The organism is Cytobacillus firmus NBRC 15306 (assembly GCF_001591465.1).
GTDB lineage: Bacteria > Bacillota > Bacilli > Bacillales > Cytobacillaceae > Cytobacillus > Cytobacillus firmus.
In genome coordinates this window covers 1-21,097 of the sequence record NZ_BCUY01000070.1, presented here as the reverse complement: position 1 = coordinate 21,097, position 21,097 = coordinate 1, and the positions used below count along the sequence as shown (strand labels likewise).

General features: G+C 38.9%; 18 protein-coding genes and 1 riboswitch. Of the genes, 17 read left to right on the top strand and 1 reads right to left on the bottom strand.

Annotated elements, in window-relative coordinates; all coding sequences use genetic code 11:
• Positions 1–150: 150 nt before the first annotated feature.
• The 7 genes from fadR to BFI01S_RS16700 all read left to right on the top strand — a co-directional run bounded on the left by fadR (position 151) and on the right by BFI01S_RS16700 (position 7,878).
• Positions 151–735, top strand: coding sequence for a fatty acid metabolism transcriptional regulator FadR (gene fadR / locus BFI01S_RS16730; protein WP_061793623.1), 585 nt, complete (start codon positions 151–153; stop codon positions 733–735).
• A gap of 38 nt (positions 736–773) precedes the next feature.
• On the top strand, positions 774–1,547 hold the full coding sequence (locus BFI01S_RS16725) for an enoyl-CoA hydratase (protein ID WP_061793622.1): 774 nt from the start codon (positions 774–776) through the stop codon (positions 1,545–1,547).
• Positions 1,548–1,811: 264 nt separating this feature from the next.
• The gene (locus BFI01S_RS16720; protein ID WP_061793621.1) at positions 1,812–2,585 is read left to right on the top strand and encodes an electron transfer flavoprotein subunit beta/FixA family protein; all 774 of its coding nucleotides are present in this window, start codon (positions 1,812–1,814) and stop codon (positions 2,583–2,585) included.
• Between the two features lie 41 nt (positions 2,586–2,626).
• Entirely contained in the window at positions 2,627–3,604 is a 978-nt protein-coding gene (locus BFI01S_RS16715) for an electron transfer flavoprotein subunit alpha/FixB family protein (protein ID WP_061793620.1), read from the top strand.
• A gap of 178 nt (positions 3,605–3,782) precedes the next feature.
• On the top strand, positions 3,783–4,097 hold the full coding sequence (trxA, locus tag BFI01S_RS16710) for a thioredoxin (RefSeq protein WP_035330252.1): 315 nt from the start codon (positions 3,783–3,785) through the stop codon (positions 4,095–4,097).
• A 256-nt stretch (positions 4,098–4,353) separates the two neighbouring features.
• The gene (uvrC, locus tag BFI01S_RS16705; protein WP_061793619.1) at positions 4,354–6,147 is read left to right on the top strand and encodes an excinuclease ABC subunit UvrC; all 1,794 of its coding nucleotides are present in this window, start codon (positions 4,354–4,356) and stop codon (positions 6,145–6,147) included.
• 129 nt (positions 6,148–6,276) lie between these two features.
• Positions 6,277–6,456: riboswitch (Lysine riboswitch) on the top strand.
• A gap of 192 nt (positions 6,457–6,648) precedes the next feature.
• Positions 6,649–7,878, top strand: a complete 1,230-nt coding sequence (locus BFI01S_RS16700; RefSeq protein WP_061793618.1) for an aspartate kinase — start codon at positions 6,649–6,651, stop codon at positions 7,876–7,878.
• Between the two features lie 63 nt (positions 7,879–7,941).
• On the opposite strand, the gene BFI01S_RS16695 is transcribed toward BFI01S_RS16700, so the two are convergent.
• A complete protein-coding gene (locus BFI01S_RS16695) occupies positions 7,942–8,394 on the bottom strand; it encodes a YslB family protein (protein ID WP_061793617.1) in 453 nt (150 codons plus the stop codon).
• A 348-nt stretch (positions 8,395–8,742) separates the two neighbouring features.
• Here BFI01S_RS16695 and BFI01S_RS16690 point away from each other — a divergent pair, with 348 nt between their 5' ends.
• The 10 genes from BFI01S_RS16690 to hsdR all read left to right on the top strand — a co-directional run bounded on the left by BFI01S_RS16690 (position 8,743) and on the right by hsdR (position 21,086).
• The gene (locus BFI01S_RS16690; RefSeq protein WP_035330248.1) at positions 8,743–9,351 is read left to right on the top strand and encodes a succinate dehydrogenase cytochrome b558 subunit; all 609 of its coding nucleotides are present in this window, start codon (positions 8,743–8,745) and stop codon (positions 9,349–9,351) included.
• A gap of 186 nt (positions 9,352–9,537) precedes the next feature.
• Complete coding sequence (gene sdhA, locus BFI01S_RS16685) at positions 9,538–11,298, top strand: succinate dehydrogenase flavoprotein subunit (RefSeq protein ID WP_061793616.1); 1,761 nt, start codon at positions 9,538–9,540, stop codon at positions 11,296–11,298.
• Between the two features lie 3 nt (positions 11,299–11,301).
• A complete protein-coding gene (gene sdhB / locus BFI01S_RS16680; protein ID WP_061793615.1) occupies positions 11,302–12,069 on the top strand; it encodes a succinate dehydrogenase iron-sulfur subunit in 768 nt (255 codons plus the stop codon).
• Positions 12,070–12,221: 152 nt separating this feature from the next.
• Entirely contained in the window at positions 12,222–12,686 is a 465-nt protein-coding gene (locus BFI01S_RS16675; protein WP_061793614.1) for an acyl-CoA thioesterase, read from the top strand.
• A 147-nt stretch (positions 12,687–12,833) separates the two neighbouring features.
• Positions 12,834–13,058: a helix-turn-helix domain-containing protein gene (locus tag BFI01S_RS16670; RefSeq protein WP_061793613.1), complete on the top strand. Its 225-nt coding sequence runs from the start codon at positions 12,834–12,836 to the stop codon at positions 13,056–13,058.
• Positions 13,059–13,299: 241 nt separating this feature from the next.
• Entirely contained in the window at positions 13,300–13,461 is a 162-nt protein-coding gene (locus tag BFI01S_RS23780) for a hypothetical protein (protein ID WP_156478347.1), read from the top strand.
• A 593-nt stretch (positions 13,462–14,054) separates the two neighbouring features.
• On the top strand, positions 14,055–15,470 hold the full coding sequence (locus BFI01S_RS16665; RefSeq protein WP_061793612.1) for an NPCBM/NEW2 domain-containing protein: 1,416 nt from the start codon (positions 14,055–14,057) through the stop codon (positions 15,468–15,470).
• 87 nt (positions 15,471–15,557) lie between these two features.
• A complete protein-coding gene (locus BFI01S_RS16660; protein WP_061793611.1) occupies positions 15,558–16,760 on the top strand; it encodes a C2orf78 family protein in 1,203 nt (400 codons plus the stop codon).
• Positions 16,761–16,942: 182 nt separating this feature from the next.
• Complete coding sequence (locus tag BFI01S_RS16655) at positions 16,943–17,542, top strand: hypothetical protein (protein WP_061793610.1); 600 nt, start codon at positions 16,943–16,945, stop codon at positions 17,540–17,542.
• Between the two features lie 337 nt (positions 17,543–17,879).
• Entirely contained in the window at positions 17,880–21,086 is a 3,207-nt protein-coding gene (gene hsdR, locus BFI01S_RS16650; RefSeq protein ID WP_061793609.1) for a type I restriction-modification system endonuclease, read from the top strand.
• Positions 21,087–21,097: the final 11 nt, after the last annotated feature.

The window sequence follows — 21,097 nt, the reverse complement described above, 5'->3', positions numbered from 1 at the left end:
CCCGAAAAGAAAAACAAAGACTAAGAACGCCACGTCCTGTGGCAACGTCTTTGTGACCCACTTCCTGTGGGCCTCAACTAACAATCACTGGGGGATAAGGAAAACCCCCACTGATTGAAGTTTCACTTTATTCTGAAAGGAGGGAGCCACATGAAAAAAACAAAGCCAAAATACCGGCAAATTATTGATGCGGCTGTAGTCGTGATCGCTGAAAATGGCTATCACCAGGCTCAGGTATCAAAAATTGCCAAACAGGCTGGTGTCGCTGATGGCACTATCTACTTATATTTTAAAAACAAAGAAGATATATTAATATCCCTCTTTCAGGATAAAATGGGCTACTTTGTTGAGAAAATTGAAGAAAAAATTGCAGGAAAAGAGAAAGCTGCAGAGAAACTATTAATGATGGTAGAATCGCACTTTAGAATGCTTTCGGAAGACAAGCACCTGGCAATTGTAACCCAGCTCGAATTAAGGCAGTCCAATAAAGACCTTCGCCATAAGATTAATGAGGTGCTCAAAGGTTACCTCACTTTAGTGGAAAGGATTCTTGATGAAGGCAGGGAGAGCGGTGAGTTTCCAGCTGACCTGGACATCAGGCTGGCACGCCAGATGATTTTTGGCACCATGGACGAAACAGTGACCACCTGGGTAATGAATGAGCAGAAATATGATCTTACTGCATTGGCAGAGCCTGTTCATAAACTTTTAATCAGCGGGTGCGGAAGACCTTGAAATGTTAAAGTGCTCAATAATATGGTAGGAGGGATAGGATGGAATACATGAAATGGACCCATAAGGACTTCGTAGCGACGATTACAATTGAACGTCCGCCTGCGAATGCTCTTTCATCAGGTGTATTAAAAGAGCTCTCAGCTGTCCTGGATGAAGTTGAAGATAATAATGATGTTAGAGTTATCCTAATTCACGGAGAAGGCAGATTCTTTTCAGCAGGTGCTGATATAAAAGAATTTACAACTATTGAAAGCGGAGAAGATTTTTCAAGCTTAGCGGCATATGGACAGAATCTCTTTGAGCGAATGGAAAAGTTCCATAAGCCAATTATAGCAGCCATTCATGGTGCAGCTCTTGGCGGCGGCCTGGAGCTTGCGATGGGCTGTCATTTCCGTCTTGTAGCTGAAAACGCAAAGCTCGGTCTTCCGGAGCTTCAGCTTGGATTGATTCCCGGTTTTGCCGGAACTCAGCGGCTTCCCCGCTATGTAGGTGCTGCTCGTGCAGCTGAAATGCTGTTCACAAGTGACCCAATTACCGGGCTTGAAGCAGTGCAATATGGTTTGGCTAACCATGCCTATCCTGAGGAGCAGCTTTTGGAAAATGCCTTTAACATGGCAAAGAAAATTGCCAAAAAGAGCCCAGGCTCCATCAAGGCGGCCATTGAGCTATTAAACTTCGGAAAAACAGGACAATTCTACGAAGGTGTAAAAAAAGAAGCGGAATTGTTCGGAGAAGTATTTGTATCCGAAGATGGAAAGGAAGGCATATCAGCGTTTATTGATAAGCGGGAGCCAAACTTTACCGGAAAATAGAGATTAAAAGATTTGGGCTGAAAGATTACATTCTTCCTAATAATCTATTATAATAGATATGTAAGCGTTTTATTTTATTTTCAGAAGATACATTGTTTTAGTTGTGGTCTGTGAGCGAGCGCCCGCTCAATTTTAATATAAGCGGGCAGTTCCAAGCAGATGAACCTTTCTGCGCATTAAATATTTTCAATCTTTCGAAGTGAAGAAATGTTTTAATTAATGGCTTTGTTTATATGACACTGCTTAATTACTAGGAGGGAAATCATGAACATCTACGTATTAATGAAGAGAACATTTGATACTGAAGAAAAAATTACAATCTCTGGCGGCAAAATCAATGAAGATGGCGCGGAATTTATCATTAATCCATATGATGAATATGCAATTGAAGAAGCAATCCAGGTTCGCGATGCAAATGGCGGAGAAGTAACAGTTGTTTCTGTGGGAACAGAAGAAGCTGAAAAGCAGCTGCGTACCGCTCTTGCGATGGGTGCCGATAAAGCTGTTTTAATAAATACAGAAGATGATATTGAAGATGGGGACCAGTTCACGACGGCAAAAATCTTATCCGAATTCTTGAAAGACAAAGATGCTGACTTAATCATTGCTGGAAATGTAGCAATTGATGGGGGTTCCGGACAGGTTGGACCGCGCGTAGCAGAGATTTTAGGCATTTCTTATGTAACTACTATCACTAAGCTTGATATCAATGGCAGTTCTGCCACAGTAGTGCGTGATGTTGAAGGGGATTCAGAAGTAATTGAGACATCTCTTCCATTATTGGTCACTGCCCAGCAGGGTCTGAATGAGCCTCGCTATCCATCCTTGCCAGGAATCATGAAGGCGAAAAAGAAGCCTCTTGATGAGCTTGAGCTTGACGACCTTGATCTTGATGAGGACGATGTTGAAGCTAAGACAAAGACAATTGAAATCTATATGCCGCCTAAAAAAGAAGCAGGAAAAGTTCTTGAAGGCGAATTGGAAGATCAAGTTAAGGAACTGGTGAAGCTTCTTCATACTGAAGCTAAAGTTGTCTGATCATCAATAACTGATTAATAATAACGCAGGGGGTAAAACATATGGCTAGAAAAGTATTAGTGTTAGGTGAAGTCCGTGACGGTTCATTGCGTAATGTATCCTTCGAAGCTGTTGCAGCCGGAAAGACTGCATCAGAAGGCGGAGAAGTTGTAGGTGTTTTAATTGGTGATGCTGTAAGCACTTTAGCGAGTGGAATGATCCACTACGGTGCTGACCGTGTTGTAATAGTTGAAGATGAGAAGCTGAAGCAGTATACTCCTGATGGCTTTTCACAGGCTCTAATGGCTGTAATTGATTCAGAGAGCCCGGATGCCCTGATTTTTGGACATACAGCATTGGGAAAAGACCTTGCTCCTAAAATTGCTGCCAAGCTTGAGTCTGGTTTAATCTCTGACGTAACAAGCCTTGAAGAAGCAGGCGGCAACCTGGTCTTCACACGCCCGATTTATTCAGGCAAAGCATTTGAGAAGAAAATTGTGACAGATGGCCTGCTGTTTGCAACCATTCGTCCAAATAACATAGCTCCTTTGGAAAAGGATGAATCAAGATCAGGAGATGTTGCTTCTGTTGCTGCAGAAATCAAAGATCTTCGCACAATCATTAAGGAAGTTGTCCGCAAAGCGAGTGAAGGTGTTGATTTATCTGAAGCTAAGGTTATTATTGCCGGCGGCCGCGGTGTTAAGAGTGAGGAAGGCTTTGAGCCATTAAAAGAGCTTGCTTCTGTCTTAAACGGAGCTGTAGGGGCTTCACGCGGAGCCTGCGATGCAGATTATTGCGATTATTCATTGCAAATTGGACAGACAGGTAAGGTGGTAACACCAGATCTGTATATTGCGTGCGGTATCTCTGGAGCTATTCAGCACTTAGCGGGAATGTCCAACTCCAAAGTAATCGTAGCGATTAACAAAGATCCGGAAGCCAATATCTTTAAAGTAGCTGATTATGGTATTGTCGGAGACCTGTTTGAGGTTGTTCCGCTTCTGACAGAAGAGTTCAAAAAACTTAAAGTAAACGCATAAAATAGTTCAACCAATGGGCGGCAGCTGGCCGCCCATTATACATAATATCCAAAGCAAATGTAAGAGAATAATCTTCCTCAAACAGGGTAAATTACGATCGAGCAGATTATTCGCAACATAGAATAAACGGTGATATACTGTCGTTAGTATTTGAGTTAAATTTTAGGAGGCATATCAAATGGCTATTACACACGCAACTGACCAAAACTTCACTGCTGAAACTGGTTCGGGATTAGTATTGGCAGATTTCTGGGCTCCATGGTGCGGCCCTTGTAAAATGATCGCTCCTGTATTAGAAGAACTTGATTCTGAAATGGGCGACAAAGTGAAAATTGTAAAAATCGATGTTGACGAAAACCAGGAAACAGCAGGAAAGTTTGGCGTAATGAGCATCCCGACTCTGATCGTTCTAAAAGACGGTGAAGTGGTTGATAAAGCGGTTGGTTTCCAGCCGAAAGAAGCTCTTGCTGAATTACTTTCAAAGCATGCTTAATCTATAAGAAATTTCCCGGTGTCCCATGCGGACATCGGGATTTTTTTATCATGTGTGTCTAGCAGTTATGCTGCAGTTCTCCCAGCTGATATAATAAGATGGGAATGCAGTGCCACCGTCTTTATTATGCAAACTAATCTTCATGACCAGCTTGCATACCATGTGGTTATGAAAATTTAATAAATATATGTTAGATAAAATCTTTGCTAGAAGAGCCTTTCAATAAGAAAATTTTTAACCGGGGAGGTGGAGTGCCATGAATGAAACGATAAAGAATAAACTGATTCTTCTGCCTGCCCAGCCAGGCTGCTATTTAATGAAGAACAGGCAGGGAACCATTATCTATGTGGGGAAAGCCAAAACCCTCAGAAACCGGGTCAGATCCTATTTTACAGGCTCACATGACGGAAAAACATTAAGACTTGTTAATGAGATCGTAGACTTTGAGTACATTGTCACATCTTCAGATATGGAAGCATTGATCCTTGAGATGAATCTGATCAAGAAATATGATCCCAAATATAATGTAATGCTGAAGGACGATAAAAGCTACCCTTTTATCAAATTGACGGCCGAACGCCATCCCCGTCTGATTACAACCAGAAAAGTAAAAAAAGACAGGGGAAAATATTTTGGGCCTTATCCCAATGTGCAGGCTGCCAATGAAACAAAAAAGCTGCTCGACCGTATTTACCCTCTTCGCAAATGTTCAACTCTTCCGGACAGAGTATGCCTTTATTATCACTTAGGCCAATGTCTTGCACCATGCGTAAAGGAAGTAAGTGAAGACCAATATAAGCAAATGACAGATGAAATTGCAAAATTCTTAAATGGCGGATACAAAGAGATTAAAAAAGACCTGACTGCAAAAATGACAGCGGCTGCTGAAGAATTGGACTTTGAAAGAGCAACAGAGCTCAGAGATAAAATTGCCCATATAGATGCAACGATGGAAAAGCAAAAAATGACAATGACAGATTTTACCGACCGGGATGTATTTGGATATGCGGTTGATAAAGGGTGGATGTGTGTACAGGTCTTCTTCATCAGGCAGGGCAAACTCATCGAACGGGATGTATCAATGTTCCCGATTTATAATGAGCCGGAAGAAGAAATTCTAACGTTCCTCGGCCAGTTTTATACTAAAGCAAATCACTTTAAACCCCGTGAAATATTGGCACCTGATTCCATAGATGCAGTCATGGCAGAACAGCTTCTTGATGTAAAAGTGCTAAAGCCGCAGCGCGGGCAAAAAAAGGACCTGGTGAAGCTTGCCTATAAAAATGCAAAGATTGCTCTCCAGGAAAAGTTTTCTTTAATAGAGCGTGATGAAGAACGGACTATTAAAGCTGTTGAAAACCTGGGGGATCAGCTTGGAATTTATACTCCTCACCGGATTGAAGCATTTGATAATTCAAATATCCAGGGAACGGACCCTGTTTCAGCCATGATCGTCTTTATTGATGGCAAACCAGAGAAAAGAGAGTACCGAAAATATAAAATAAAGTCTGTCAAAGGTCCTGATGATTATGAATCCATGAGGGAAGTAGTCCGGCGCAGATATACAAGGGTACTGAAAGAAGAACTGCCGCTTCCGGACTTAATCTTGATTGATGGAGGAAAAGGGCATGTTGAAGCTGTACGGGATGTGCTTGAAAATGAGCTTGGTCTGGATATTCCGATTTCAGGCCTGGTGAAGGATGAGAAGCACAGAACATCACAGCTTTTACATGGTAACCCGCTTCAAATTATTCCGCTTGCAAGGAACAGCCAGGAATTCTACCTGCTGCAGAGAATTCAGGATGAAGTTCATCGCTTTGCGATTACTTTTCACCGCCAGCTTCGTGGAAAAAGTGCCTTTCAATCTATTCTGGATGAAATTCCGGGCATAGGCGAAAAGCGAAAGAAACAGCTGTTGAAGGCCTTTGGATCTGTTAAGAAAATGAAAGAGGCATCAATTGAGGAATTTAGAAAAATAGGCATTCCTGCGAATGTTGCTGAGGAGTTAAAGCAGAAACTTGAGGAACAAAATGGAAACTCCAAGTCTTAAATGGATATAGACAGAAAAATTCAGACATGTTATACTTATTGAAACTTTATATCAATATCACTTTATAGCGATAAAGCGCATGTCCATATAGTTTAAACAAGGTAACGGAACTATTGGACTTAATCGTTAAGTGAAGGTAGAGGTGCGAACTTCATCAGTAAAAGCTTGGAGAAGAATGGGCTTCCATGAAAAGCTTTGAAAGGGTATGTTCGCCGAAGTGGAGAAAATCTCATCATTTTTTCTGCTGGTTCTGCATTGAATAAATGCAGAATTGTCAGGACATTGCCGTCCTGGAGAGCTATCTCACTGTGTTTGCTCACTTATACATTTTGGCTGCACAGCAATGGGATAGTTAAACTATTCCATTGCTTTTTTTATTGCCCAAAAGGGGTATTTTAGATGTAAGGCCATTGTCAAATACAGCAGAGTGAACTGTTATGCTTCGCTTACATAGGACGGCAAATCATAAAATTACGAGTTCTTTAGAAAGAAGGGAAAGCTGTGGGAATCATTGTGCAGAAATTCGGAGGCACCTCCGTGGGGACTGTAGACAGAATTCAAAATGTCGCCAATCGGGTAATTGAAGAAAAAAACCGGGGAAACGATGTTGTTGTGGTTGTTTCTGCAATGGGCAAAACGACTGATCAGCTGGTTGGCATGGCAAGGGAGATTTCCCCCTCCCCAGATAAAAGGGAAATGGACATGCTGCTTACAACCGGAGAACAGGTGACCATCTCTTTATTAGCGATGGCATTAAATGCAAAAGGGCATCCCGCCGTTTCTTTTACAGGGTGGCAGGCAGGTATTAAGACAGAAGCAGTACATGGCAATGCGAGGATAGTGAATATTGATCCAGGTAACATTCAGGGGGAATTAAACCAGGGGAAAATTGTGATTGTAGCAGGTTTCCAGGGGATGACCGAAGATGGTTCCATCACCACACTTGGCCGCGGCGGGTCTGATACAACAGCTGTTGCACTGGCTGCAGCCCTTAAAGCTGATAAATGTGATATTTATACGGATGTTACCGGTGTGTTTACAACCGACCCCCGCTTTATAAAGAATGCCAGAAAGTTACATTCTGTGTCCTATGATGAAATGCTTGAGCTGGCCAATTTGGGGGCTGGTGTGCTCCATCCAAGAGCAGTTGAATTCGCTAAAAACTATGGACTTCCGCTTGAAGTGCGTTCAAGCCTTGAAAAGGAAGATGGAACAATCATTGAGGAGGAAGTAAAAATGGAACAAAATTTAGTCGTGCGCGGTGTGGCTTTTGAGGATGATATAACAAGGGTAACGATTATTGGTCTTCCTAATTCACTGACTGGGCTGTCTACTATTTTCTCGGCGCTTGCCAAAAATCATATTAATGTTGATATCATTATCCAGAGCATGACAGAAGCCCAGACAACTAACCTGTCGTTCTCAATCAAGAATGAAGATCTGACGGATACAGTGAAAGTTCTGGAAAAGCATAGAGAACAATTAAATTATGACCGCATTGAGTGGGAATCGGGGCTTGCCAAAGTTTCGATTGTCGGCTCAGGCATGATTTCCAATCCGGGTGTGGCTGCAGAAATGTTCGAAGTGCTTTCAGCGAATGAAATTCAGGTGAAAATGGTAAGCACGTCAGAAATTAAAGTATCAGCGGTTGTTGAAAACAGCAAAATGATTGATGCAGTTGATGCTTTACATGAGGCATTCAAGCTGTCTGTTTCTGCGGTTAAGGCTTAATTCCGAAGATATAAACAATAAGCTATCATACATTGATAGCTTATTGTTTATACATATGAGAAGTTACTCAGCCAGATCCTTTTTATCCCACTTCACCGTAATAAGGATTTTGCCGGTTTTCTTGCGGGGATGTTCGAATGCCTCGCAAATAACTTCTTTTTGAAATTCAATCTGCTGGGCTATAAATCCGGCCTCAAGCTGAAAGGTGCAGTTATTGTTCTTTTTGCAGCGGTCTGCAATCAGCTGGCTTGATAATTCCATTTCAATTTCATGTTTCGATTCGTTTGCGATGGAAAGGTTTCCCCAGCCGGCGTTTATAAAAAACTCGGCAATCTGTCCGGCTGTTTCAAGAGGATACATGCGTGCGATCCTTTTTCCGGCCCAATATAAAATTTCCGGTGCTTCATTTCCTAAAAGGTCATGCAAAAGCACTTCCCGGATTAGTTCATAGCCAAATACCGGTACTGACTGTATGTGATCTTCATTAGTGGATTTCGCAGATGCTAATTCGCTCAATAGTCTCCCCTCTTTCTATGATTCTATTATATACAATATGCTGTGGGAGTTAATATCAATTCGTGAAAAAATAGAACGATTTGCATAGAAATAATTACTATTCCAGTATACTGGAGACCAGCATCTAGGTCATATTGAACCGCAGAATAATATATGTTTTTAACCTGTTAATATTTTTTAAAAATTTTATTAATATGGAACATTTTATGTATCCGTTTTCTTGACGCTCTATTATCTTGGGAGTAAAATGGACATGTCACATAATTGTAAGAAAATGAATAACATTTTCGAGATGATGTCCTGAGCGGGGGCTCAGCATCGTTTTTTTAAAATCAGGGGGGAAAGTTTATGGCAGGTAATCGTGAGTTTTTTAATCGCAGATTGCATTCATTGCTTGGAGTAATACCAGTTGGATTGTTTTTGGTTCAGCACCTTGTAGTGAACCATTTTGCAACAGGGGGAGAGGAATCTTTTAATAATGCAGCGCATTTTATGGAAAGTCTTCCATTTAGAATATTCCTTGAAACATTTGTAATCTATTTACCTTTGCTGTTCCACGCAATCTATGGCCTTTATATTGCTTTTACTGCGAAAAATAACACAAGCAGATACGGATATTTCCGCAACTGGATGTTTATGCTTCAGCGCGTTTCCGGTGTCATTACGCTGGTTTTTGTTGCATGGCATGTTTGGGAAACACGTGTGCAGGCTGCCTTTGGAGCAGAAGTTAACTTTCAGATGATGGAGAACATCCTATCTAATCCATTTATGTTCTGGTTCTATATTATTGGAGTCATTTCTGCAATTTTCCACTTTGCTAATGGGCTTTGGTCATTCCTTGTCAGCTGGGGGCTTACAGTATCTCCTCGTTCACAGGTTATTTCCACTTACGTAACAATCGGAATTTTCATTGCACTATCTATTGTTGGCGTACGTGCTCTGACAGCATTTATTTAATAGATATGAGAGATTATTAGACTTGATCGGATAAAAAGGGAATTGGGCAGCTGCCCGGCTCCGCATCATTGGAAGCGCAAGGCAAAATGCAGCATTTTTGGCAGAGTAAACGCCTTCGGAAGTCCACAAGGGGCCGGTAAGCGGGTGCTCGCGCTTTTCTTACAAGTATTAAGGGAGTGAGTCACGATGGGTAAAGGAAAAGTTATAGTTGTCGGCGGCGGACTAGCCGGTTTGATGGCGACAATTAAAGTAGCAGAATCTGGGACTCCGGTTGAATTATTTTCTCTGGTACCGGTTAAACGTTCTCACTCTGTTTGTGCCCAGGGCGGCATCAACGGAGCGGTAAATACAAAAGGGGAAGGCGATTCTCCGTGGATTCATTTTGACGATACAATTTATGGCGGGGACTTCCTGGCAAATCAGCCGCCTGTAAAAGCAATGGCAGAGGCTGCACCTGGCATCATTCATTTATTTGACCGTATGGGTGTTATGTTTAACCGCACACCTGAAGGACTGCTTGACTTCCGCCGCTTCGGTGGAACACAGCATCACCGTACTGCGTTTGCCGGTGCTACAACTGGACAGCAGCTGCTTTATGCAATGGACGAGCAGGTCCGCCGCCATGAGGTGGCAGGATTAGTGACAAAGTATGAGGGCTGGGAATTTCTAGGGGTTGTCATCGATGATGACGGAGCCTGTAAGGGTGTCGTTGCCCAGAACCTGACTTCAATGGAAATTAAGTCTTTTGCTGCAGATGCAGTTATTATGGCATCCGGCGGACCGGGAATTATTTTTGGAAAATCCACTAACTCTGTCATTAACACAGGCTCAGCGGCTTCAATCGTTTATCAGCAGGGTGCTTATTACGCAAATGGGGAATTTATTCAGATTCACCCAACCGCTATCCCTGGGGATGATAAGCTTCGCCTAATGAGTGAATCTGCACGCGGTGAAGGCGGGCGAGTATGGACATATAAAGGTGGAAAACCATGGTACTTCCTTGAGGAGAAATATCCGGCTTATGGAAACCTGGTGCCGCGTGATATTGCAACGCGTGAAATTTTTGACGTGTGTGTTAACCAGAAGCTTGGCATTAATGGGGAGAACATGGTATATCTTGATCTTTCCCATAAAGATCCTAAAGAGCTTGATATTAAGCTTGGCGGAATCATTGAAATCTATGAGAAATTCCAGGGTGAAGATCCTCGTAAAGTGCCGATGAAAATTTTCCCTGCTGTCCACTATTCAATGGGCGGATTATGGGTTGACTATGATCAGATGACAAATATTCCTGGGTTGTTTGCAGCGGGTGAATGTGATTATTCACAGCATGGTGCCAACCGTCTTGGCGCCAACTCACTTCTATCAGCCATTTATGGCGGTATGGTAGCAGGCCCGAATGCTGTCAAGTATATCAGCGGATTAGATAAGAGTGCTGAAGATCTGCCATCATCTTTATTTGACCGCCATGTAAAACAGGAAGAAGAAAAATGGAATAATATCATGTCTCTTGATGGCACTGAGAATGCATATGTCCTTCATAAAGAGCTTGGTGAGTGGATGACAGACAATGTAACGGTTGTCCGCCATAATGACAGGCTTTTGAAAACAGATGAAAAAATTGTTGAACTAATGGAGCGCTATAAAAACATTAATATTAATGATACTGCGAAGTGGAGCAATCAGGGTGCAAGCTTTACGCGCCAGCTGCAGAATATGCTTCAATTGGCACGTGTTATTACAATTGGTGCCTATAACCGGAATGAAAGCCGCGGTGCACACTATAAGCCGGACTTCCCTGAACGTAATGATGAGGAATTCATGAAAACAACAATGGCAAAGTTTGTTGATGCAAATTCCGCTCCTGCATTCCATTACGAAGACATTGATGTAAGCTTGATTCCACCGCGTAAGCGTGACTATTCCAAAAAGAAAGGGGAGAACTAAACCATGCAAGAAACAAAAACTAAAACAGTCCGTTTTGTAATCAGCCGCCAGGATACTCCTGATTCAGCCCCTTATCAGGAAGAGTTTGAAATTGATTACCGTCCGAACATGAACGTTATTTCAGCCCTTATGGAGATTCGCCGTAATCCCGTTAACGTGAAGGGTGAAAATACTACCCCAATCGCATGGGATATGAACTGCCTTGAAGAAGTCTGCGGTGCTTGTTCAATGATTATTAATGGAAAGCCACGCCAGTCATGTACAGCACTTGTAGATCAGCTGGAACAGCCAATCCGTCTTGAGCCGATGCGCACGTTCCCTGTAGTCCGTGACCTGCAGGTCGACAGAAGCCGTATGTTTGATTCCCTTAAAAAGGTTAAAGCATGGATTCCGATCGATGGCACGTATGATTTGGGACCGGGACCGCGTATGCCTGAGAGAAAGCGCCAATGGGCATATGAGCTTTCAAAGTGCATGACATGCGGTGTTTGCCTGGAAGCATGTCCGAATGTTAACAGCAAATCTGACTTTATCGGACCGGCTCCTTTATCACAGGTTCGCTTGTTCAATGCTCACCCAACTGGTGAAATGAATAAAGCTGAACGTCTGGAGCAAATCATGGGTGATGGCGGACTTGCCAATTGCGGAAACTCTCAAAACTGCGTACAGTCCTGCCCGAAAGGCATTCCTTTAACAACATCCATTGCGGCGCTAAACCGTGATACAACATTCCAGTCTTTCAAAAACTTCTTTGGAAGCGACCAGATCTAACTTGATAAAACCCCTTTCCTTTTGGAGAGGGGTTTTATAATTAAACAAACCAAGCTGAATGCTTATGTTTTGGTTTTCAAATAATTAAAAAAACACTATAATAAAATACAACAGAGTGAATGCTCATTCATAAATAATTGGGAGGAACCAGCATGAAAAAATTGAGCTATATAGACGATTTTAAAAAATGGGAAGAAGAATTCATTTTCTTTCATCCAGTAAAAGTCAGATTTTCTGAAACTGATATGTTTGGGCATTTGAACAATACCATTCCATTTACATATTATGAAGAAGCACGGATTGAATTCTTCAAAAGCAAGGGCTTTATGCAGGACTGGGTAAAGCATGATAATGAAACCATACCAGTTGTAGCAGACCTCCAATGCGATTTTATCAGCCAGGTTTTCTTTGATGAAGAGATACTAATATACGTAAAAGCTGCTTCAATAGGGAATTCTTCTGTTGATCTTCATTATATGGGCAGGAAATCAGACGGTTCAGTTTGCTTCACCGGCAGGGGGACGATGGTGCAGATATCAAAGGTGACAGGCAAGGGTGTGCCTTGGACCGAAAAAATGAAGGAAATGCTGAAAAGCGGGGTTAGAGTACGAGCCTAGCGGCACAGTGGCACATTTCCTGAAAATAACTTTCTCCTTTCACTAAATATAGTCACTTCGGCTGTTTTGCTGACATATGATATGGTGACTAAATATATACCCATCCCGCGGTTCATAGCTGGCGAAAGGCAAGGAGGGTTACAATACTTGAAGGAGAATGAATATACTCACAAGCCGTTATTCACCAAACGAGAAAGAGAAGTATTCGAATTGTTAGTACAAGATAAAACAACAAGGGAAATCGCTGGTGAATTGTTTATAAGTGAAAAAACGGTTCGGAACCATATTTCTAATGCGATGCGTAGTGATTGCAAACTTCAATTAACCTTGATAAATCAACATTTAGTTATGGAAAAAAACTTTATAGGGTAGTCCCTTAATGACACATGCATATAGTGTCATTGAGGTGATGCAGCCATGAGCCAGTCGTCTTCTCCGTTAAAGTTGGGTAAAGAATCTTATGGAACGATGAAAATTGAAGAAGCATTTTTGAAAGCACTTGAGTTGTACTTTGGGAGAGGTAAGAAATCGGAGTGAATAGGAAAGGTTGCGAAGCTGTTCTTATTTTAGATATCTAGGTAGGAAAAAACATTTATTTACGAGAATAGATGCAGTGGGATTTCAAGAAATCTCACTGCATTTTTGTATGAACAAACAAGATTATTTATTAGATGTGTTTCATGCAATAGTGAAGGAGCAAAAACAAACATTATCAGAACTTCGCTTGAAACATTATGATATGTTTGAAGGCATGGGTTTTGACCCAATTCAATAAAAAAGTGCATGTTTTTTCTTAGTAGTTCTACTAATGTAATAATGCATGCCTAGGCGAATGGAATCGGCATTGAAATAGCTCAATATGAACAATAGTTAAGTGGGTCCCTTAAAAATTAATCAAAACAGATGTATAGAATAAAAATTTGAAAGTGAAAAAATGATGGCTTAGAGTCTAAGAAAACTCCATGTCCATCATTTCTTCTATACTATTCGATAATTAAAGTTAATGTCCTCATTTGTCCTTATTCTTTCTCTAAAATGGATTTAGCACTAGGTCCTCAATAGTTAATATTCTCATTTTTATAGCTTCATCATCTACTATGACTAGAAGATATGTGATATCGTCTTTTAATTGTTTTTGATAATGTATAATAACATCCTCTTCCAAGCCCGATTGCCTCGATAAGTTTCATTTCAATGGATAACTTACTCAGAACCTATCTTGCTTGTTCTTGAATTCGTTGGGTAGCTTCTACCCAGCAGTTACTGTAATTTTATAAGATGAATTTCTTATTTTTGTGACATTTATTCGTTAGTTTGTGATAAAATTTTCTTGTTAATTTTACTTATATTAGGGGGATAAAGGGACGAATGACTTATTTTTTAAAAATGCTTTCCTTGTTAATGTTAATTACGATTGTAGGTTGTAGTCAAGAAACCACTGAAAATCCAAAGGAAAAAGAAATTAAAGAAGTGAAAGAAGTTAGTACAAGTCATAACGATACAGAAGAAAAGGTCGAAGATATGATTTGGACTACTTCAGAAATGGAATTAACAAAAAGTGAAGTGTTAATGTATGAAAATGAAGTAGGTTCTGTTGAATTTTATGGATACAGACAAAATGAAGAGGGAACATTCGATGTTGTATTAAAGCATCAAGGTGAATTAACTAAAGCAGATAATACTGAAACGCAAATGAGGGTAATATTAAGCGATAGTAATGATTTTATATTAGACGATGATGACAGAATAGAAATTAGAAAATTTGATGATATAGAATATCATATTTATAAATCAGAGGATAATGTAGAGGGAAGAAAGATTGTGAGAGTGGATTTAAGTTTATTTAATGATATTAATGGAAATTTCAATGAGGAAGATATGGAAACAATCGAAATTCCACAAACAGAAAAAGTGGTTAAATTAAATGGAATTGAGTTTAATCAAGAGGAGAAAAAAGAAGAAGCATTCATTAGAGAAAATGAGGATATGAAAATAACTATTCAATATGTAGAACCAATGGATATATCCTTTAAAACTCTTCAATTGGTAGGTAATATCGAATTCAAAAAGGATATCGAAGGAAAACCCGAACTTATACTATTTCAACCAGAAATGGGGATAAGTGAAATTATTGAATTAGAAACTGACAACAAAGGCGATACTTTTTATAAAGGAACTACTGTAGATTTTGTTCAAAATATCGATTTAGCTTATCCTTTGGGTAAAAATAGCATACATTCTATCAATTTTACAATTGGAAATGAATTGTTTGCTATTAATCAAAATACAGGTGAAGAAATGAATGAAGCGATAATAACCAATTTCGAGCAAGAAAACAAACGACATTTAGATAAAAAAACATTAGAAGGTTTTATTGATTCAAGTGGAACAAGGGTCTACGATGCTATTCAATTGACTAACCCGTTTTCTAGTCACGGAGTAGGAACGGATAGTTTTGCTGATTTTGAGTATGTAGTTGGAGGATACGATGAACTTTCATTTCAATTAGGAGCAGCACAAAACGAAAGTAGAACAAACCAACAGTATGATGTATATGTATACGGTGATGATTTCTCTTTTGAGGAAGGTCAAACTAAACCAACTGGAGAAGTTCTATTCTCTAAACAAATAAAGTCTGATACACCGTTAGAAGAAGTAAGTGTTGATGTGAGTGGAGTAAAAAACACAACGATATTCATTGATTCAAATATTCCTTCTGGAGATGAAAACGAGGAAGAAAGATATGTTCCTATTATCATATCGGATGTAAAAGTTCAAAGGTAATCTATAAAAAATGAATGTTATTCCAAGGCAGGTTTATTCCTGCCTATTTTTGAGGGAATTTCACAACTGGAAATGGGAGGAAAGCGTGTGAAACGTACATTAATTTTGTTATTAGCCATACTAGTTATATTTACTGGATGCAGTAATAACAATGAAACTGCAGATAGTACAAAAGATTCTAATGCTGAAGCACAAAAAGCGAAGGGAATAGAAGCCCAAGGTGAGAATAAAGCACAAGAGGTAGCTAATAACAAACAATCAGAAAAATCTTCTAAACCTGAAGAAATTCTCGTGTGTAAAAAAGATGACCCTGAAAATCAAGAAAATAAATTGCCCCAGGACACTGGTTTTAAAGACCCATTTAGTAATTTAAAACTGGAAGAAGGGAATGTAACAATTGGTTCTGAGAATTTCAATTTTAAGTTCATTAAAGAGGCGAACTATGAAAATACCGCAGCTACTTTGATTGGCTCTAGTGAGAATTATTTGTTATTTCACAATTACAACGGTGTATTGAGCTATTATGATAAAAAGATTCCAAAAAAATTCGTTATTGATGAACATATTAATAGTGCTACTATATCACCAGATGAGCGGTACATTATATATACGAAAAATGCTATTAAGAAAGAAGCTTTCTATTATTTTGACTTAGAAACTTTTGAAAAAAACGAGTTTGATATTTATCTTCACGATAACCATATGGAAGTAATAGATATGGCAATTAAAGATGGGCTAGTCTATTTTATTGTTAAAGAAACAAATTCAGGAAAAACGTCTATTCACTATACAGCACTACCGTCTTATGCAGACAATTATTCAAAAACTGAAAGAAATTCTTCAATAGAAATAAATGCTGATAAACTTTTTTTGTTTAATAATGATGTTTTCACATTTAATAAAGACAAAGATTCTTTTGAAAAAATTATCCCTAATAATCCAACCGAATCATTTATCAAAATTACTAGTGAAGATGTAAAAGAGCTGTTTGGATTCGATTATGTTGATGATAGCAATTGGGTAATAGGAGTGAAAACTAAGCAAGATGAAAGTGTGATTATCACACCTTCTAAAAAAGTAAAGTGTTATGAAGCTGCCATGAAAACAACTTTGTTTGATGAAAATTATTTACTCATAAATGATAATTTGTCTCTCTACCTATTCGATTTAGCAAATAATGAATCTAGTTTAATTAAATCCGATATCACAGATTACTTTGTTATCAAAAACCGAATCATTATTCAGACTAATAATGGAGAGTTTTTAGAGTTAAGTAATGGACAACCATAGAAGAAGAGGATACGGTACCATAAGTAAAAATTGAGCATACATTAGGATGAAGAAACTAAAGGGTAATCAGTAAAGAAATCATTAAATCAGAAAATCTAATGCTACCAAAAAGCAAATCAAATAGCTAAGGGTGTTATTGAAGGTTTTTCAAGTGTTTATCATTTTTGCAGAGGAGATATTGAATGTCAAAGAAAAATTATTATAAAGACGAACTTGATGAAGAATTAATGGAATATTCTGGTTTTGGGGATTACGAGGCTGAAATAGAACTTGAAAAGCGGGGTTATGTAAAAAGCAAGGGATATTGGGTAAATGATGATAGCTCTACTGTTATCGGAATGGGCATTATAAAAATAGCGTTAGTAATTGCACTTTTAATATTTGTTTTTATTGGTGCACATTTTATAATTGGGATGTCGGTAGTATATCAGATATATATTTATATAGGATTTGTGGTTACTACGGTATTAATGTATTTAACACGAGCTAAATCAAAATTTTTTAATTTTCTATTTTACCTAGGATGTCTTGCAATAGCTACAAGGCAATTTGCTAATTTTATGGGGCACTTTATTGGTGAAGATTATATGACATATGTATTTATACAAGACGCTGATACAGATGTCTTATTTAAATCTGGTTTTTATTATATTGTATATACGCTAATTGTACCGTATCTAATGATGAAAAGTATTTTAACCATTGTAAGAGAAACTAGAGGAGTTCAAAAAAATAAAAAAGTCAAAAAGGCGAATGGAATTTCCAAACAAACAAGATTTTAAAGAGAATCAGTGATAGAAGATAATTGAATGCAAGAAAGAGTCAAATTCAAAGAAGCAACAAGATTTTATGTCGTGGTGTTTTATTAAATTCGTATGATAATAGAGAAATTTCACAGGGTTCCAAAGTGTTTCTTTATAATGTTCCAAGTTTTAGGTTGAAATTCACAAAACTGGAAGAATGCATTGATAATAGAAAAGAAATTTCACATTAAAAATTAAAATCGCTCGTTAAGGCTTTGTTGGTGGCATAAAAGGAATGACTATCCTAATAGCCACCATTTTTTGTATAAACATGGTACAATATTCATAAATAAACCTTTTGAAAATGGTGATACCAATGACTAGCAACTTTTCTTTTTTTAGTGGGAAATGGGATGTGCTTGCTAACTTAGGGGAGACAGCGGAGAATAATTTATATCACGACCCTCAGACTACAATATTTAAGCTCCGATTATTTGCGGAGACACTCACAAAGTTCATTCTTGCAGCAGAAAATATTAAAGAAGTATATGGAACGAATCAGGTAGACCGCATTAATACATTAAGAAGAGAAGGTCTTCTTGAACCTGAACTTTACGACATATTTGATAGGCTTCGCCTTAAAGGGAACCGTGCGTCGCATCGCGCGGATTATGGTGAAACAGAAGAAGCGTTAGTTTTACTGCACTTAGCATTTCGTTTATCCATATGGTTCATGGAAGTATACGGGGATTGGGACTTCCAAGCACCTGATTACATAGAACCACAAGAACAAGTATCAATTGATACAGAAAAGCTTCAAAATGAGTATGAAGAAAAAGTGAAGAAGCTTGAAGAAGAATTAGAAAGGGTTCGTGAACAAGCACAGACCGAATCAACGGATGTAAAACAAGAGCGTAAAAAAATATCGAAGAATTTTATACGCCGTAACCAATTAACTGAAGCTGAAACCCGTGCCATCATAGACGAGAAATTGCGCTCAGCAGGCTGGGAAGCTGATACGCCAACATTAAATTATTATAATAATGGAACACTTCCAGAAAAAAATCGCAATATGGCGATTGCTGAGTGGAAGGTTGTTGGCGGGAGAGCCGATTATGCATTGTTTGTTGGAACGAACCTTGTTGGTTTAATTGAAGCTAAAGCTAAAAAGAAGAATATTCCTGGGATTCTGGAAAGTCAAACAAAAACTTACGCTAAGAATATCATTAAAATTGAAAATGAAAAGTTTACACCTTCAACAGGTGAATACAAAGTTCCATTTTTATATGCTACGAATGGTCGTCCTTTCTTAAGACAGCTTCAAGAAGAGTCAGGGATTTGGTTCTGGGATTCAAGAAAACCACTAGAGTATGCAAGACCACTTGAAGGGTGGCACTCTCCTGCTGATTTACAACTTCTTCTTAGCCAGGATAACCAAGATGCGAACAAACAGCTAGAGGAAGAAGACATATCAAAGTTTGGATTGAGGGAATACCAACAGCAAGCAGTATTGGCTGTGGAGAAAGAGTTAATTGAAGGAAATAGAAGAATGCTTATAGCAATGGCTACAGGAACGGGAAAAACCCGAACAGCTATTGCCCTCATGTACCGTTTAATTAAAACGAAGAAATGTCGTCGAATTCTTTTCCTAGTTGACCGTAACTCATTAGGTGAACAAACGAGTGATTCCTTGAAAGATACAAAAATTGAAGGCTATTCATTTACGGATATTTATGATGTGAAATCACTTGAAGATATGACTCCTGATGTGGAGACCAAAGTACATATCGCGACTGTTCAAGGGATGGTTCATCGACTATTCAATAATGTAAATGAAAATACACCAAGTGTTGGACAATATGACTTTATTATCGTTGATGAAGCTCATAGGGGTTACACAAGTGACCGTGAAATGTCTGAAGAAGAATTGCAGTTCCGTGACCAGAATGATTATATTAGCCAGTATCGTCGTGTGATTGAATATTTTGATGCAGCATGTGTAGGTCTTACGGCAACTCCTGCACTTCATACAACAGATATTTTCGGGATGCCGATATTTAAGTATTCATACAGTGAGGCTGTATTGGATGGATATTTGGTGGACCACGAACCTCCTTATGTATTTAAGACAGAACTTTCCGAAATTGGTATTACATTCGATAAAGATGAAGAGGTAGAGGTTTACAATGTAGATAAAGGTGAAATTCAGTTAGAAAAAATGGAGGATACGGTCCACTTTGAAGTAGAGCAATTTAACAAACGCGTCATTACTGAACCGTTTAATCGTGCTATCTTAACGAAGCTTACTGAATTCATCGACCCTACGGGGAAGGAAAAGACAATTATTTTTGCAGCAACTGACCAACATGCCGATTTAGTAGTTCGTTTATTGAAAGAAGCGTTCCAAGCATACGGTGATGAGGTTGAAGATGACGCCATTATGAAAATCACTGGTTCCATCTACAAGCCATCAGAAGCGATAAAGCGTTTTAAAAATGAGCTACTGCCTAATATTGTAGTTACTGTAGATTTATTAACAACAGGTATTGATGTTCCTGCCATTACAAACATTGTCTTTTTACGGCGAGTACAATCACGTATTTTGTATGAACAAATGATGGGGCGTGCCACCCGTCTTTGTCCGGATATAGGTAAAACGCATTTTAATATTTATGATGCAGTTGGAATTTATGACAAACTAAAAGCCTATACAGAGATGAAACCAGTTGTAAAGCAGCAGAACTACAGTATAGGACAATTATTTGATTCATTTACAAATACATCAACTGAAGAAGAAGCCAATTTCTACCGTGACCAATTAATCGCAAAAATTCAGCGCCGTAAACAGCGGCTGAATGAAGAGGGGAAACAGAAGTTTGAAGAGCTGACTAATGGAAAAAGCATCGATGAATGGGCAAAAGAAGTTCAGCATTACTCGCCGCATGAAGCTCAAGAACATCAAGTTTTATTCGAATTTGTGGAAGCGTATCGAGTAAGAGGAGAAAAAAGATATATCTCCAATCAAGCCGATAGAGTGACGGAAGTAATTCGAGGATACGGTGAAGGAAACAGCAAACCAGAAGACTACCTGGATGGATTCGAGAGTTTTATTCGAGACAATATGAATCAAATTCCTGCGTTACAACTCATATGTACTCGACCAAAGGATTTAACAAAAAAGGATTTACGGGAGCTCATTACCATATTAGAAACAAAGGGATATAAAGAATCGCATTTGCAAACAGCGTGGAAACACACAAAGAGTGAAGAAATCGCAGCGGATATTATAAGTTTTATTCGCCAAGCTGCATTGGGTGAAGCACTTCTAGACCATGAGACACGAATAAAACAGGCGATGCAAAAGGTAAATTCACTTCATAATTGGACACCAAGACAAAAGAAATGGTTAGAGCGTATTGAAAAGCAATTATTAAAAGTACCTGTGCTAGCTCCAACAGCAGAAGAAGCATTCTCTGAAGAACCATTTAAAAAATCGGGCGGTTACAAAGTGTTAAAGCGTGATTTTGGTGACATGATTGATAACATCGTTTCAACGATTAATGAGAGTTTGTATATAAGCTAAGTAGGAGGATT

What these genes read in the sequence shown, in the direction of transcription:
- fadR (WP_061793623.1), top strand. Translation starts at nt 151, where the DNA reads ATGAAAAAAACAAAGCCAAAATACCGGCAAATTATTGATGCGGCTGTA.
- BFI01S_RS16725 (WP_061793622.1), top strand. Translation starts at nt 774, where the DNA reads ATGGAATACATGAAATGGACCCATAAGGACTTCGTAGCGACGATTACA.
- BFI01S_RS16720 (WP_061793621.1), top strand. Translation starts at nt 1,812, where the DNA reads ATGAACATCTACGTATTAATGAAGAGAACATTTGATACTGAAGAAAAA.
- BFI01S_RS16715 (WP_061793620.1), top strand. Translation starts at nt 2,627, where the DNA reads ATGGCTAGAAAAGTATTAGTGTTAGGTGAAGTCCGTGACGGTTCATTG.
- trxA (WP_035330252.1), top strand. Translation starts at nt 3,783, where the DNA reads ATGGCTATTACACACGCAACTGACCAAAACTTCACTGCTGAAACTGGT.
- uvrC (WP_061793619.1), top strand. Translation starts at nt 4,354, where the DNA reads ATGAATGAAACGATAAAGAATAAACTGATTCTTCTGCCTGCCCAGCCA.
- BFI01S_RS16690 (WP_035330248.1), top strand. Translation starts at nt 8,743, where the DNA reads ATGGCAGGTAATCGTGAGTTTTTTAATCGCAGATTGCATTCATTGCTT.
- sdhA (WP_061793616.1), top strand. Translation starts at nt 9,538, where the DNA reads ATGGGTAAAGGAAAAGTTATAGTTGTCGGCGGCGGACTAGCCGGTTTG.
- sdhB (WP_061793615.1), top strand. Translation starts at nt 11,302, where the DNA reads ATGCAAGAAACAAAAACTAAAACAGTCCGTTTTGTAATCAGCCGCCAG.
- BFI01S_RS16675 (WP_061793614.1), top strand. Translation starts at nt 12,222, where the DNA reads ATGAAAAAATTGAGCTATATAGACGATTTTAAAAAATGGGAAGAAGAA.
- BFI01S_RS16665 (WP_061793612.1), top strand. Translation starts at nt 14,055, where the DNA reads ATGACTTATTTTTTAAAAATGCTTTCCTTGTTAATGTTAATTACGATT.
- BFI01S_RS16655 (WP_061793610.1), top strand. Translation starts at nt 16,943, where the DNA reads ATGTCAAAGAAAAATTATTATAAAGACGAACTTGATGAAGAATTAATG.
- hsdR (WP_061793609.1), top strand. Translation starts at nt 17,880, where the DNA reads ATGACTAGCAACTTTTCTTTTTTTAGTGGGAAATGGGATGTGCTTGCT.